Annotated in this window: 13 protein-coding genes and 1 pseudogene; 12 read left to right on the top strand and 2 right to left on the bottom strand. The window is 70.7% G+C overall.

Annotation, left to right across the window (positions count from 1 at the left end; translation table 11 throughout):
- Nucleotides 1–396 precede the first annotated feature (396 nt).
- From JS521_RS22745 to era, 8 genes and pseudogenes are all read left to right on the top strand, one after another.
- The gene (locus JS521_RS22745; RefSeq protein WP_205084795.1) at nt 397–1557 is read left to right on the top strand and encodes a carbohydrate kinase family protein; all 1161 of its coding nucleotides are present in this window, start codon (nt 397–399) and stop codon (nt 1555–1557) included.
- A 164-nt stretch (nt 1558–1721) separates the two neighbouring features.
- Nucleotides 1722–3866 (top strand): PhoH family protein, encoded by a 2145-nt coding sequence (locus JS521_RS22740; RefSeq protein WP_205084794.1) that lies wholly within the window; start codon nt 1722–1724, stop codon nt 3864–3866.
- A gap of 12 nt (nt 3867–3878) precedes the next feature.
- Nucleotides 3879–4376 carry an rRNA maturation RNase YbeY gene (gene ybeY, locus JS521_RS22735; RefSeq protein ID WP_205084793.1) on the top strand — a complete coding sequence of 166 codons (498 nt, stop codon included), beginning with the start codon at nt 3879–3881 and terminating at the stop codon, nt 4374–4376.
- Nucleotides 4373–5671, top strand: coding sequence for a hemolysin family protein (locus tag JS521_RS22730; protein ID WP_205084792.1), 1299 nt, complete (start codon nt 4373–4375; stop codon nt 5669–5671). The genes ybeY and JS521_RS22730 overlap by 4 nt, the downstream gene beginning before the upstream one ends.
- Nucleotides 5668–6021: an MmcQ/YjbR family DNA-binding protein gene (locus JS521_RS22725; RefSeq protein ID WP_205084791.1), complete on the top strand. Its 354-nt coding sequence runs from the start codon at nt 5668–5670 to the stop codon at nt 6019–6021. The genes JS521_RS22730 and JS521_RS22725 overlap by 4 nt, the downstream gene beginning before the upstream one ends.
- 159 nt (nt 6022–6180) lie before the next feature.
- Nucleotides 6181–6345, top strand: a pseudogene (locus tag JS521_RS22720) (XRE family transcriptional regulator); the annotation flags it as partial.
- 133 nt (nt 6346–6478) lie between these two features.
- On the top strand, nt 6479–6832 hold the full coding sequence (locus tag JS521_RS22715) for a cytidine deaminase-like protein (protein ID WP_205084790.1): 354 nt from the start codon (nt 6479–6481) through the stop codon (nt 6830–6832).
- 108 nt (nt 6833–6940) lie between these two features.
- The gene (era, locus tag JS521_RS22710) at nt 6941–7915 is read left to right on the top strand and encodes a GTPase Era (RefSeq protein WP_372448608.1); all 975 of its coding nucleotides are present in this window, start codon (nt 6941–6943) and stop codon (nt 7913–7915) included.
- A gap of 48 nt (nt 7916–7963) precedes the next feature.
- Here the strand turns inward: era and JS521_RS22705 are convergent, their stop codons facing one another.
- Both JS521_RS22705 and JS521_RS22700 read right to left on the bottom strand, forming a co-directional pair.
- Nucleotides 7964–8230, bottom strand: coding sequence for a protealysin inhibitor emfourin (locus JS521_RS22705; protein ID WP_205084788.1), 267 nt, complete (start codon nt 8228–8230; stop codon nt 7964–7966).
- A 101-nt stretch (nt 8231–8331) separates the two neighbouring features.
- A complete protein-coding gene (locus JS521_RS22700; protein WP_205084787.1) occupies nt 8332–9408 on the bottom strand; it encodes a M4 family metallopeptidase in 1077 nt (358 codons plus the stop codon).
- A gap of 289 nt (nt 9409–9697) precedes the next feature.
- Between JS521_RS22700 and leuA the strand changes: the two genes are divergently transcribed.
- The 4 genes from leuA (at nt 9698) to JS521_RS22680 (ending at nt 14050) form a co-directional block, all read left to right on the top strand.
- The gene (gene leuA / locus JS521_RS22695; protein WP_205084786.1) at nt 9698–11503 is read left to right on the top strand and encodes a 2-isopropylmalate synthase; all 1806 of its coding nucleotides are present in this window, start codon (nt 9698–9700) and stop codon (nt 11501–11503) included.
- A gap of 163 nt (nt 11504–11666) precedes the next feature.
- The gene (locus JS521_RS22690) at nt 11667–12371 is read left to right on the top strand and encodes a TerB family tellurite resistance protein (RefSeq protein ID WP_205084785.1); all 705 of its coding nucleotides are present in this window, start codon (nt 11667–11669) and stop codon (nt 12369–12371) included.
- A gap of 54 nt (nt 12372–12425) precedes the next feature.
- Nucleotides 12426–13172 (top strand): DNA repair protein RecO, encoded by a 747-nt coding sequence (gene recO, locus JS521_RS22685; protein WP_026237355.1) that lies wholly within the window; start codon nt 12426–12428, stop codon nt 13170–13172.
- 62 nt (nt 13173–13234) lie between these two features.
- Nucleotides 13235–14050, top strand: a complete 816-nt coding sequence (locus JS521_RS22680; RefSeq protein WP_205084784.1) for an isoprenyl transferase — start codon at nt 13235–13237, stop codon at nt 14048–14050.
- The last annotated feature ends 124 nt before the right edge of the window (nt 14051–14174 follow it).

Genomic DNA, 14174 nt, shown 5'->3' with positions numbered 1-14174 from the left:
GGGTAAGGCAGGCGGGGGTACTGCGAAAGGGCATGGGGGTACTGCGGGAAGGCATGGAGGTGCTGCGGAGGTATGGCGATATGCCAGGGGATTGCGGCTCTCGTCGGACAACGTCCCCGAAGGTGCTCGCGGGGCAATTTGTATCAAGCGCTCCCGGCTCCCCGAAAGCCGCCCCGATGTGATCTGGGTCACTTATGCGTTTATGCAGTCGAACGCCGGGTAATAGCGCATGTTTATGCAGGTCAGGCGTGCTGCGAACACCTGGGCGCGGACCCTGCGTTCGGTCGGGCGGATCGGGCAGACTGGCCGCATCTCACACGGTCCGGATCCCCGCGATCCGCACCCCACGCGGTCCGGAATCCGCCGGGATCCGCCGCACGACCCCGGGAGCGCACGGTGAGCACAGAGACTCCGGGCATCGACCCGCTGCAGGCGCTGCGCGCCCCCCGCGACCCCGCCTGCGACGTCTTCCTGACGGGCCCGGTCTTCCTCGACATCATCTTCACGGGCCTCGACAGCGCCCCCGTGCGCGGGACCGAGTCCTGGGCCCGGGGGATGGGCTCCAGCCCCGGCGGCGTCGCCAACATGGCCACCGCCCTCGCCCGTCTCGGCCTGCGCACCTCCCTCGCCGCCGCCTTCGGCGACGACCACTACGGGGAATACTGCTGGGACGCCCTGGAGCAGGGCGAGGGCATCGACCTGTCGATGTCGCACACCGTCCCCGGCTGGCACTCCCCGGTCACCGTCTCCATGGCGTACGAGGGCGAGCGCACGATGGTCTCGCACGGTCACGAGGCCCCCGCCCCGACTCCCGCCGCCGGAACCCCCGCAGGGACCACCGGAACCGGAACCCCCACCGGCACCACCGGAACCGGAACCCCCGCTCCGGCCTTCCCGCACTGCCCGCCGCGCGCCCGTGCCGCCATCGCCTCGCTCGCCCCGGGCCGGAGCGAGCCCTGGGTCGCCGCCGCCGCCCGCAACGGCGCGCTGATCTTCGCCGACGTCGGCTGGGACGAGACCGGCCGCTGGGACCTGGACGCCCTGCCCGACCTGGCGCACTGCGAGGCGTTCCTGCCCAATGCCGAGGAGGCGATGCGCTACACCCGCACCGGCTGCCCCCGCACCGCCGCCCACGCGCTCGCCGAACGCGTCCCGCTCGCCGTGGTCACCCTGGGGGCCGAGGGCGCGTACGCCGTCGACGGCCGTACGGGCACCGCCGCCGAGGTCCCGGCCATCGCGGTGGAGGCGCTCGACCCGACCGGAGCGGGGGACGTGTTCGTCGCCGGTTTCGTGACCGGCACCCTCGCCGACTGGCCGCTCGCCGACCGGCTCGCCTTCGCCGGGCTCACCGCCGCCCTCTCGGTCCAGGAGTTCGGCGGCTCGCTCTCCGCCCCCGGCTGGGCCGAGGTCGCCGCCTGGTGGCAGCTGATCCGCACGGTCGACGACCAGGACCCGGCTGCCCTGGAGCGCTACGCCTTCCTGGACGACCTGCTGCCCACCACGGCCCGCGCCTGGCCGCTGCGGCGCGCGGTGCCCACGATCGGCTTCCGGCAGTGAGCGGGGAGCCTGCCGACCCGGACGGCGTGGCCGCCCGGGTCGCACACACGGGCGGTAAAAGCACTCTGCGTTGTCAGCGCCAGGTCGTAGGCTTGGTTGTCCAGAGGTTGTCGAGCAGCGAGAACCCTGCAACGGGAGGTATGCGCAGGCCCTAGGGCCGGCCCATGACTCAGTCACCCACACACCCGCAGGCGCGTGCCCAGATCAGGATCCCGGCCGCACACCCCATGGTGATGCTCCTCGGATCGGGCGACTCGCTGTTGCGCGTGATCGAAGAGGCTTTCCCGGCGGCCGACATCCACGTCCGGGGCAACGAGATCAGTGCCACGGGCGAGGCGGCCGACGTCGCCCTCATCCAACGCCTGTTCGACGAGATGATGCTCGTGCTCCGCACCGGAGCGCCGATGACGGAGGACGCAGTGGAACGGTCGATCGCCATGCTCAGGGCGGCCGGCAACGGACAGGGAGACCCCCAGGGCGAGACGCCCGCCGAGGTGCTCACGCAGAACATCCTCTCCAACCGCGGCCGCACCATCCGACCCAAGACGCTCAACCAGAAGCGGTACGTGGACGCGATCGACGAGCACACGATCGTGTTCGGCATCGGCCCCGCCGGTACGGGCAAGACCTACCTGGCCATGGCCAAGGCGGTCCAGGCGCTCCAGTCCAAACAGGTCAGCCGGATCATCCTGACCCGGCCCGCGGTCGAGGCGGGGGAGCGGCTCGGCTTCCTGCCGGGCACCCTGTTCGACAAGATCGACCCGTATCTGCGTCCGCTCTACGACGCGCTGCACGACATGCTCGACCCGGACTCGATCCCGCGGTTGATGGCGGCGGGCACGATCGAGGTCGCGCCGCTGGCTTATATGAGGGGTAGAGCCCAGCCCGTCTTCACCAACGTGCTGACCCCCGACGGCTGGCGCCCCATTGGCAGCCTTGAGGTGGGCGATCTCGTCATCGGTTCCAACGGTGAGCCGACTCCCGTCCTCGGGGTGTACCCGCAGGGCGAGAAGGACATCTACCGGGTCAGCGCTCAGGACGGTTCGTGGACACTGTGCTGCGGTGAGCACCTGTGGACAGTGCGGACCGCCTCCGACCGCCGCCGGGACAAGCCGTGGCGGGTCCTGGAGACCAAGGAGATGATCGGCAATCTCCGTGCGGCGCACGCGCGCCGCTACGAGCTGCCGATGCTGACCGCGCCTGTCAGTCACCCGGAGCGCGAGGTCCCGATGGATCCGTACGCACTCGGGTTGCTGCTGGGCGACGGCTGTCTCACCGGCTCCACCACACCATCGTTCGCCACCGCCGACCAAGAGCTGGCCGAAGCTCTGCAAGGCGTGCTTACCGGCGTCACCGTGCGGCACAAGGGCGGACCGGACTACGTGCTCAACCGCACCAAGGCGGCGGGCGATGTGGTGACCCTGGAGAACCCGGTCACCGCCGTCCTGCGTCAGCTGGACCTTCTCGGCACCCGGTCCCACTCGAAGTTCGTTCCGGACGGCTATCTGCACAATTCCGCGGAGGTTCGTCTCGGCGTGCTCCAAGGTCTCCTGGACGCCGACGGCGGCCCGGTCACCCAGTCGGACCGCACCTGCCGTGTCCAGTACTCGACCTCGTCGATCGTTCTTCGCGACGACGTGATCGCCCTGGTCCAGTCGCTCGGCGGAGTGGCGTACACCCGCCGTCGGCCGGCGGATGGACGGGCACCGGACCTCGCCAAGGGCAGGCCGGTCCACCACCGCTACGACGCCCACATCGTCGACATCCGCCTCCCCGAGGGCATCGAGCCCTTCCGTCTCGCCCGCAAGGCCGAGAAGTACCGCGCGGCCGGAGGCGGCGGACGGCCGATGCGGTTCATCGACAGCATCGAGCCGGCGGGCCGCGAAGAAGCGGTCTGCATCCAGGTGGCGGCCGAGGATTCGCTGTACGTCACCCAGGACTACCTGCTGACGCACAACACGCTCAACGACGCGTTCATCATCCTCGACGAGGCGCAGAACACCAGCGCCGAGCAGATGAAGATGTTCCTCACCCGCCTCGGCTTCGACTCCAAGATCGTCATCACCGGTGACGTCACCCAGGTCGACCTGCCGAGCGGCACCAAGAGCGGGCTGCGGCAGGTCCAGGAGATCCTGGAGGGTGTGGAGGACGTGCACTTCTCCCGGCTCACGTCCCAGGATGTCGTCCGGCACAAGCTCGTCGGCCGTATCGTCGACGCGTACGAGAAGTACGACAGCCGAAACGGTCAGCAGGACGGTCAGGCGGAAGGCCGCCAGGACGGCCGACGCGACCGCCGAAAAGGGAAGTAGTCGCAGCGCACCATGTCGATCGACGTCAACAACGAGTCCGGAACCGAGGTCGACGAGCAGGCGATCCTCGACATCGCCCGCTACGCACTGGCCCGGATGCGGATCCACCCGCTGTCCGAGCTCTCGGTGATCGTGGTGGACACCGACGCCATGGAGCAGCTGCACATCCAGTGGATGGACCTCCCCGGTCCGACCGATGTCATGTCCTTCCCGATGGACGAACTGCGTCCGCCGGCCAAGGACGACGAGGAGCCCCCGCAGGGGCTCCTCGGTGACATCGTGCTCTGCCCGGAGGTCGCGAAGAAGCAGGGCGAAGAGGCCCCGACGCAGCACTCCATGGACGAGGAGCTCCAGCTCCTGACCGTCCACGGGGTGCTGCACCTGCTGGGGTACGACCACGAGGTGCCCGACGAGAAGGCCGAGATGTTCGGTCTCCAGGCCGCCATCGTGGACGGCTGGCGCGGCGAGCACGGGCTCACCGGCGCGTCCCCCGCCCCCACCGTCTCGTGAGCGCGCCCCTGATCGTCGGTGCCGTCCTGCTGGTCATGGTCGGCTGGCTGGCCGCCTGCGCCGAGGCCGGTATCGCCCGTACCTCCAGCTTCCGGGCGGACGAGGCGGTCCGCTCCGGCCGGCGCGGCAGCGCGAAGCTCGCGCAGATCGCCGCCGATCCGACCCGCTATCTCAACGTCGCCCTGCTGGTCCGGGTCGCCTGCGAGATGTCGGCCGGGGTCCTCGTCACCTACGTCTGCCTCCAGGAGTTCCCCGAGACCTGGGAGGCGCTGGCCGTCGCGATGGGCGTGATGGTCCTCGTCAGTTACGTGGCCATCGGCGTCTCCCCGCGCACCATCGGCCGCCAGCACCCGCTGAACACGGCCACGGCCTCGGCGTACGTGCTGCTGCCGCTGGCCAGGATCATGGGCCCGATCCCGCAGCTGCTGATCCTCGTCGGCAACGCCCTGACCCCCGGCAAGGGGTTCCGCAAGGGCCCGTTCGCCAGCGAGGCCGAGCTGCGCGCGATGGTCGACCTGGCCGAGGCGGAGTCGCTCATCGAGGACGACGAGCGCCGCATGGTTCACTCCGTCTTCGAGCTGGGCGACACCCTGGTCCGCGAGGTCATGGTGCCGCGCACCGACCTCGTCTCCATCGAGCGCTACAAGACGGTCCGCCAGGCCCTCACCCTCGCCCTGCGCTCCGGTTTCTCCCGGATACCGGTCACCGGCGAGAACGAGGACGACGTCGTCGGGATCGTCTATCTCAAGGACCTCGTCCGCAAGACGCACATCAACCGTGAGTCCGAGGCCGACCCGGTCTCCACCGCGATGCGCCCCGCCGCCTTCGTCCCCGACACCAAGAACGCCGGGGACCTGCTGCGCGAGATGCAGCAGGACCGCAGCCATGTCGCGGTCGTCATCGACGAGTACGGCGGCACCGCGGGCATCGTCACCATCGAGGACATCCTGGAGGAGATCGTCGGCGAGATCACCGACGAGTACGACCGGGAGCTGCCGCCCGTCCAGGAGCTGGAGAACGGCTGCTACCGGGTCACCGCCCGCCTCGACATCGGGGACCTCGGCGACCTCTTCGATCTCGACGAGTACGACGACGAGGACGTGGAGACCGTCGGCGGCCTGCTCGCCAAGGCGCTGGGCCGGGTTCCGATCGCCGGCGCGTCGGCCGTCGTCGAGCTGCCGGACCAGCGCAGGCTGAGGCTGACCGCGGAGTCCCCGGCGGGCCGCCGGAACAAGATCGTCACGGTCCTCGTGGAGCCCGAGCACAAGGAACCCGAGGAGAAGGAAGCGGAATGACGCCGGAGCGGCTGCGGGCCTTCTGCCTGGAGTTCAACGCGAGCGTGGAGGAGTTCCCGTTCGGCCCGGAGACCTCGGTCTTCAAGGTGATCGGCAAGATGTTCGCCCTCACCGCGCTGGACGCCCGCCCGCTCACGGTCAACCTCAAGTGCGACCCGGACGAGGCGATCCGGCTGCGCGAGACGCATCCCGCGATCGTGCCCGGCTGGCACATGAGCAAGCGCCACTGGAACACGGTCACCGTCTCCGGCGTCCCGGACCGGCTGCTGCGCGAGCTGATCGAGGACTCCTACGACCTGGTGGTCGCCGGGCTCCCCAAGGCGGAGCGGCTCCGCCTGGACCGGCCTTAGCCGTTACGTGGACGGGCCCGCTCCTCCTCTGTGAGGTGGGTGGGGTTTCGATCGTCGGGCGTCCCACCCTGTGGCGGCCGGACCAACCCTGGGAAGCGGGAACTTATCCTGGTGCCCGCACCACCAGGCAGGCGCACGCACGGACACCAGGGGGAGTACGTGGCCACACCGGCCCAGCAGGCGACGGACGACACGAAAGCCCACCGCCTCGCCGAACTGCGCGAGTTCCTCCGGAGCCGCCGGGCCCGCGTCACCCCGGACGAGGCGGGGCTGCCGGGCGGCGCCCGCCGCCGCACCCCGGGCCTGCGCCGCGAGGAGGTCGCCGGCTGCGAGGCCCGGCTCCAGTGGCTCGGCTCGCCCGAGGGGCGGCGCTGCTCGATGTACCCGGTGCCGCCGTGACCACCCTCGGGGCGACCCGCTCGGCCGGCCCCCGCCCCCCGCTTCGTATGCTCGTGCCATGACCGACACCACCGACCTCGACGCCGAGGACCGCAAGATCGTCACCCTGGCGCGCAGCGCCCGCGCCCGCAACGGGGTGCCCGAGGGGGCGGCCGTCCGCGACGAGACGGGACGTACGTACGTCGCGGGCACGGTGGCGCTGGAGTCCCTGAAGCTCAGCGCGCTGCAGACCGCCGTCGCCATGGCGGTGGCCAGCGGCGCCACCTCGCTGGAGGCGGCGGCCGTCGTCTCCGCCGCCGAGACCCCCTCCGACGACGACCGGGCCGCGGTGCGGGACCTGGGCGGGCCGGACACCCCGGTCCTGCTCGCGGGCCCCGACGGCGCGTTGCGCGTACGCGTCACGGCGGGCTGAACGACCGCCCCGGCGGCGTTCCCCACGGCCCTCCGGCGGTAGCTCCCCCCGGCGCTCCGGCGCGTCCCGGCGTACCGCTGTACGAGGGCGCCGCCGGCATCGGGGAGAATGGTCGCCATGAGCGCTCGACCGAACCAAGAATCCGCTGCCCCGCAAGCGGAGACCACCTCCCCCCACCGGGCCGGCTTCGCCTGCTTCGTGGGCCGCCCCAACGCGGGCAAGTCCACCCTCACGAACGCTCTCGTCGGGCAGAAGGTGGCGATCACCTCCAACCGCCCCCAGACCACCCGGCACACGGTGCGCGGCATCGTGCACCGCGACGACGCGCAGCTGATCCTGGTCGACACCCCCGGCCTCCACAAGCCGCGCACCCTGCTGGGCGAGCGGCTCAACGACGTCGTGCGGACCACCTGGGCCGAGGTCGACGTCATCGGCTTCTGCCTGCCCGCCGACCAGAAGCTCGGCCCCGGCGACAAGTACATCGTCAAGGAGCTCGCGGGGATCAGGAAGACCCCCAAGATCGCCATCATCACCAAGACCGACCTGGTCGAGTCCAAGGCGCTCGCCGAACAGCTCCTCGCCGTCTCCGCGCTCGCGGAGGAGCTGGGCTTCGAGTGGGCCGAGATCATCCCGGTGTCGGCGGTCAAGGACCAGCAGGTCGGCCTGCTCGCCGACCTCATCGCCCCGCTGCTCCCCGAGAGCCCGCCGCTCTACCCGGAGGGCGACCTCACCGACGAGCCGGAGATGGTCATGGTCGCGGAGCTGATCCGCGAGGCGGCGCTGGAGGGCGTACGCGACGAGCTGCCGCACTCCATCGCGGTCGTCGTCGAGGAGATGCTGCCCCGCGAGAACCGCCCGGCGGACAAGCCGCTGCTGGACATCCACGCCAACGTCTACATCGAGCGCCCCAGCCAGAAGGGCATCATCATCGGCCCGAAGGGCCAGCGGCTGAAGGACGTCGGCACCAAGTCCCGCAAGCACATCGAGGCGCTGCTCGGCACCCCGGTCTTCCTGGACCTGCATGTGAAGGTCGCCAAGGACTGGCAGCGCGACCCGAAGCAGCTGCGGAAGCTCGGGTTCTAGCCCTTCACGAACACGGACACGGACACGGCGTACGGCCCGGCGCCGGTCTCACGCGCCCTCCTTCAGGACGCGTGAGATCAGCGTGCGCTGCGCCCCGGTCAGATCGGGGTCGGCGCAGTGCACGGTGCGGCCGTCGACCGTGATCTCGTAGCGGAAGCCGTCCGGCACCCCGGCCGGCGGGGCGTCGGACGCCGGACCGAGCGCCTCCTCGGCGAGGAGGCGCCACTGATCCGCGTCCGCCCGGCCCTCCGTGTCGACCTCATGGCGGCGGGCGATGCCGGCGAAGCCGCCGGTCCGGCTGACCTGAATACGCATGGGGTCCTGTCTATCGGGGACCGGACGGGCGCTCAACCCCGCCCGCCGGCCGGGCACTCGACGGTCCGGTTGAGGCCGGGTCGGGCACTCGCTGGCCCGGATCAGGCCCGGGTGGAGACGCCCACCTCCGACCACGCCTTGAGGACCGCCTCCCGCTCGTCCGCCTCGCCGAAGCGGGCGCCCGCCGCCGCCACCGTGAGCCGGGCGAACTCCGCGAAGTCCGCGTTCGCCGTCAGCTCGCCGCCGGTCAGCACGTCGAACCAGATCTGCCCGGCGCGCTCCCACGAATTGCCGCCCAGCGCGGTGGCCAGCAGGTGGAACGCCCGGTTGGGGATGCCGGAGTTGAGGTGGACGCCGCCGTTGTCCTCCTCCGTCTCGATGTAGTCGTCCATGGAGCCCGGCTGCGGGTCCTTGCCGAGGACGTCGTCGTCGTACGCCGTGCCCGGGGCCTTCATCGAGCGCAGCGCGACCCCGCTGACCCCGGGCGCGAGGAGGCCCGCCCCGATCAGCCAGTCGGCCTGCTCCGCGCTCTGGCCCAGCGAGTACTGCTTGACCAGCGAGCCGATGACGTCGGACACCGACTCGTTCAGCGCGCCCGACTGGCCCTCGTAACGGAGGTTGGCGGTGTACTGGGTGAGGCCGTGCGCCAGCTCGTGGGCGATCACGTCGACCGCGACGGTGAAGTCGAGGAAGATCTCGCCGTCGCCGTCCCCGAAGACCATCTGCTCGCCGTCGAAGAACGCGTTGTTGTACTCCTGGCCGTAGTGCACGGAGCCGATCAGCGGCAGGCCCTTGCCGTCGATGGAGCTGCGCCCGTACGCCGAGAGCAGCAGCTCGAAGGTGGCGCCGAGGCCGGCGTACGCGCGGTTGACGCTGGCGTCCGATGTGGGCTTGTCGCCCTCGTCGCGGACCTTGACGCCCGGCAGCGTGGTGCCCTGTTCGCAGTCGTACAGGGTGCGGTGCGGCTTGGAGGGGACCGCACCGGCGGTGTGCCGGGTCGGCGTCGCGGCGAGCGCCGTCATCCGGCGGCGGTCGCGGCGCAGGGCGTCGGCCTCCAGGGTGCGGCGGGCCGGATCCGCGAGCCGGGGCTCGGCGGACCGGGAGAGGTGATCGAGGACGTGGGGCGGAACGATGGTGCAGAAGACGGGGTGGAGATCGCCGTCGGTTCGAAGGTGCATACATCGACTGTGGCACTCCGTCACTGTGCTGTCACTGGTTGCGACGGTGATTGACGAAATGGAGTGATGAGTCACTGTTTACCCGTCATCGATGCCCGGTCCCGCATACTGATACGGACCGACACCACGGGCCACACTCGGTTACGCTCGTCGCATCATGCGTTTCGGGCTGCTTCTTCTTAGCTGCCGCGGCGAGGGCCTGTAGTCGTAGGCCGACCCCCTCCCCGCGGAGTCTGGTGCTGCAGCGACACAGTCGGCCGACACCCGCTGGACCGAGGAGCCCTACGTCATGACCACCGTGAATCCTGCCGGTAACACCGTGAACCCCGCCGGTGATTCTGTCGGCCGCCCCACCCCGATTACCAACGCGACGCAGCTGCAGAAGCCCTCCGGCATGCCGGTCCACAAGTACGGCGGCTACGAGGCCGTCGACATCGCGGACCGCACCTGGCCCGACAATCGCATCACGGTCGCCCCCCGCTGGCTGTCCACCGACCTGCGCGACGGCAACCAGGCCCTGATCGACCCGATGTCCCCGGCCCGCAAGCGCGAGATGTTCGACCTGCTGGTCAAGATGGGCTACAAGGAGATCGAGGTCGGCTTCCCGTCCTCCGGCGAGACCGACTTCAACTTCGTCCGCTCCATCATCGAAGAGGGTGCGATCCCCGAGGACGTGACGATCTCCGTCCTGACGCAGGCCCGCGAGGAGCTGATCGAGCGCACCGTGGAGTCGCTGGTCGGTGCGCGCCGGGCCACCGTCCACCTGTACAACGCCACCGCGCCCACCTTCCGCCGCGTCGTCTTCCGCGGCTCGCGCGAGGAGGTCAAGCAGATCGCGGTGGACGGCACCCGGCTGGTCATGGAGTACGCCGAGAAGATCCTGGGCCCGGAGACGATCTTCGGCTACCAGTACAGCCCGGAGATCTTCACCGACACCGAGCTGGACTTCGCCCTGGAGGTCTGCGAGGCCGTCTGCGACGTGTGGCAGCCGGAGGAGGGCCGCGAGATCATCCTCAACCTGCCCGCCACCGTGGAGCGTTCGACGCCCTCCACGCACGCGGACCGCTTCGAGTGGATGTCCCGCAACCTGACCCGCCGCGAGTTCGTCTGCCTGTCGGTCCACCCGCACAACGACCGCGGTACGGCGGTGGCGGCGGCCGAACTGGCCGTCATGGCCGGCGCCGACCGTATCGAGGGCTGCCTGTTCGGCCAGGGCGAGCGCACCGGCAACGTCGACCTGGTCACCCTGGGCATGAACCTGTTCTCGCAGGGCGTCGACCCGCAGATCGACTTCTCGCAGATCGACGAGATCCGCCGCACCAGCGAGTACTGCAACCAGATGGAGATCCACCCGCGCCACCCCTACGCGGGCGATCTGGTCTACACCGCCTTCTCCGGCTCCCACCAGGACGCCATCAAGAAGGGCTTCGACGCGATGGAGAAGGACGCGGCGGCCCAGGGCAAGACGGTGGACGACATCGAGTGGGCCGTGCCGTACCTGCCGATCGACCCGAAGGACGTCGGCCGCTCGTACGAGGCCGTCATCCGGGTCAACTCGCAGTCCGGCAAGGGCGGTATCGCGTACGTCCTGAAGAACGACCACAAGCTGGACCTGCCGCGCCGGATGCAGATCGAGTTCTCCCGGATCATTCAGGCCAAGACCGACGCCGAGGGCGGCGAGGTCACCCCGACCCAGATCTGGTCGACCTTCCAGGACGAGTACCTGCCGAACGCCGAGAACACCGAGGCCCGCTGGGGACGCGTACAGCTGCGTTCCGGCCAGACCACGACCGACACGGACGGCCGGGACACCCTGACCGTCGAGGCCACCGTGGACGGCACCGACACCGTGCTGAGCGGCACGGGCAACGGTCCGATCTCCGCGTTCTTCGAGGCGCTGCAGGCCATCGGCATCGACGCCCGGCTGCTGGACTACACCGAGCACACGATGAGCGAGGGGGCCAGCGCCCAGGCCGCCTCGTACATCGAGTGCGCGATCGACGGCAAGGTCCTGTGGGGCATCGGCATCGACGCCAACACCACCCGCGCCTCGCTGAAGGCGGTCGTCTCCGCGGTCAACCGCGCGGCCCGCTGACGCCCGAACGGCACTCCTGACCCCGATCGCCCGCTTTGGGTGGTCGGGGTTCGGCCATATCCGGGGGTTGTGACGTCCAAGAGGCTGACGCCCCCTCGCGCATGTGGCTAACATCACGTCCAACACACGGCAGTGTTGCCGGCGCGTTACGGAGGTGTGCGACGTGGGGTCAGCCAAAGGACAACGCGCTCTGAGGCCGGTCCTCTGCGGCGTTCGCACCGTCTGGGACGCCGTCGGCGACGGCGTCTTCTACTGCTCCGGCTGCGGGGGAGACCGCAACTACCGCCGGCTCACCGGCCGCCGCCGCCTCACCGTCCTCGGCGTCCCGCTGGTCCGCCGGGGCGAGACCGAGCCCGTCGTCGAGTGCGCCGCCTGCCTCGCCCACCACGCCCCCGAGGCGCTGGACCACCCCACCACGGCCCGGTTCTCCACGATGCTCCGCGAGGCCGTCCACACCGTCACCCTGGCCGTTCTCGCCGCCGGGGGCACCACCTCCCGCACGGTCCTGGAGGCCGCCGTCGCCACCGTGCGCGACGCCGGGCTCGACGACTGCACCCAGGAGCAGCTGTTCACGGTCGTCGAGGTGCTGGCCGCCGACACCGGGCGCGGCTCCGGTACCGACCCGGCCGCCGAGGCCTGCGGCCCGACCCTCGCCATCGAGCTGCACGAGGTGCTCGCCCCGCTCGCCCCGCACCTGGCCACCGCCGGCCGCGAGTCCCTCCTCCTCCAGGGTGCCCGGATCGCCCTGGCCGACGGGCCCTACTGCGCCGCCGAGCGCCAGGTCCTGACCACGGTCGGCAGCGCTCTCGGCATCCCCGCCGAGGAAACCGCCCGGGTGCTGGCCGCCGCCGCCCGTACGCCCTCGTAGCGCCTTCCGGGCAGCGGCCCCCGCCGCCGGCCCCCGGTGGGCGACAATGGGCGTATGAGCTTGTTCCGGGACGACGGCATCGTGCTGCGTACGCAGAAACTGGGCGAGGCCGACCGGATCATCACGATCCTCACCCGCGGCCACGGCCGGGTCCGCGCCGTCGCCCGCGGGGTGCGCCGCACCAAGTCCAAGTTCGGCGCCCGCCTGGAGCCCTTCTCCCACGTCGACGTGCAGTTCTTCGCCCGCGGCAGCGAGCTGGTCGGCCGCGGGCTGCCGCTCTGCACCCAGAGCGAGACGATCGCCCCGTACGGCGGCGGGATCGTCGCCGACTACGCCCGCTACACCGCCGGCACCGCGATGCTGGAGACCGCCGAGCGGTTCACCGACCACGAGGGCGAACCGGCCGTCCAGCAGTATCTGCTCCTCGTCGGCGGCCTGCGCACCCTCGCCCGGGGTGAGCACGCCCCGCACCTGATCCTGGACGCCTTCCTGCTGCGCTCGCTCGCGGTGAACGGGTACGCGCCCAGCTTCGAGGACTGCGCCAAGTGCGGAATGCCCGGTCCGAACCGGTTCTTCTCCGTCGCGGCGGGGGGCGTCATATGCGGTGACTGCCGGGTGCCCGGCAGCGTCGTACCCTCGGCACAGGCCCTGGCCCTGCTGAGCGCGCTGCTCAGCGGCGACTGGGCGACGGCGGACGCGTGCGAGGCGCGTCATGTCAGGGAGGGGAGCGGGCTGGTGTCCGCCTATCTGCACTGGCATCTGGAGCGCGGCCTGCGCTCGCTGCGGTACGTCGAGAAGTGACGCGGTGCGTCGGGCAGACGACGCGGTGCGTGGAGAAGTGACACAGGGAGACTGAGAAGCTCATGGCAGTACGCGGGATCCTCGGCGGCCGTAACCGGCGCACGTACAAGACCCCCGAGCCGCACTCGTCGGGCGCGACGCCCCCGAAGATCCCCGGCGAGCTGGTGCCCCAGCACGTCGCCGTCGTGATGGACGGCAACGGCCGCTGGGCCAAGGAGCGGGGTCTGCCCCGCACCGAGGGCCACAAGGTCGGTGAGGGCGTCGTCATGGACGTTCTCAAGGGGTGTATCGAGATGGGCGTGAAGAACCTTTCCCTCTACGCCTTCTCCACGGAGAACTGGAAGCGCTCGCCGGACGAGGTGAAGTTCCTGATGAACTTCAACCGCGACGTGATCCGCCGCCGCCGCGACGAGATGGACGAGCTCGGCATCCGTATCCGCTGGGTGGGCCGCATGCCCAAGCTGTGGAAGTCCGTCGTCCAGGAGCTCCAGGTCGCTCAGGAGCAGACCAAGGACAACGACAAGATGACGCTGTACTTCTGCGTCAACTACGGCGGCCGCGCGGAGATCGCGGACGCCGCGCAGGCCATCGCCCGGGACGTGGCGGCCGGGAAGCTGGACCCGTCGAAGGTCAACGAGAAGACCTTCGCGAAGTACCTGTACTACCCGGACATGCCGGACGTGGACCTCTTCGTGCGCCCCAGCGGCGAGCAGCGCACCTCGAACTACCTGATCTGGCAGAGCGCCTACGCCGAGATGGTCTTCCAGGACGTTCTGTGGCCGGATTTCGACCGTCGGGACCTGTGGCGGGCCTGCCTGGAGTACGCCCAGCGCGACCGCCGCTTCGGCGGGGCGCAGGAGGCGGAAGCCGCCAAGTGAGCGGGACGGGAAAGGGGGGGGGGGGGGGGGGGGGGGGGGGGGGGGGGGGGCGCCGGCGGGGGGGGGCGGGGGGCGCGGGGGGAGAGAAGGGAGGCCCGCCCCGCGCCGCCGGCCGGGGGCCGGG

The sequence above is a fragment of the Streptomyces durocortorensis genome (assembly GCF_016901035.1).
Classification (GTDB): Bacteria; Actinomycetota; Actinomycetes; order Streptomycetales; family Streptomycetaceae; genus Streptomyces; species Streptomyces durocortorensis.
This window is presented reverse-complemented; position numbering and strand designations above follow the sequence as displayed.

Coding starts and splice junctions, on each gene's coding strand:
- JS521_RS22740 (WP_205084794.1), top strand. CDS start 1,722: ATGACTCAGTCACCCACACACCCGCAGGCGCGTGCCCAGATCAGGATC.
- ybeY (WP_205084793.1), top strand. CDS start 3,879: ATGTCGATCGACGTCAACAACGAGTCCGGAACCGAGGTCGACGAGCAG.
- JS521_RS22725 (WP_205084791.1), top strand. CDS start 5,668: ATGACGCCGGAGCGGCTGCGGGCCTTCTGCCTGGAGTTCAACGCGAGC.
- JS521_RS22715 (WP_205084790.1), top strand. CDS start 6,479: ATGACCGACACCACCGACCTCGACGCCGAGGACCGCAAGATCGTCACC.
- era (WP_372448608.1), top strand. CDS start 6,941: ATGGTCGCCATGAGCGCTCGACCGAACCAAGAATCCGCTGCCCCGCAA.
- JS521_RS22705 (WP_205084788.1), bottom strand. CDS start 8,230: ATGCGTATTCAGGTCAGCCGGACCGGCGGCTTCGCCGGCATCGCCCGC.
- JS521_RS22700 (WP_205084787.1), bottom strand. CDS start 9,408: ATGCACCTTCGAACCGACGGCGATCTCCACCCCGTCTTCTGCACCATC.
- leuA (WP_205084786.1), top strand. CDS start 9,698: ATGACCACCGTGAATCCTGCCGGTAACACCGTGAACCCCGCCGGTGAT.
- recO (WP_026237355.1), top strand. CDS start 12,426: ATGAGCTTGTTCCGGGACGACGGCATCGTGCTGCGTACGCAGAAACTG.
- JS521_RS22680 (WP_205084784.1), top strand. CDS start 13,235: ATGGCAGTACGCGGGATCCTCGGCGGCCGTAACCGGCGCACGTACAAG.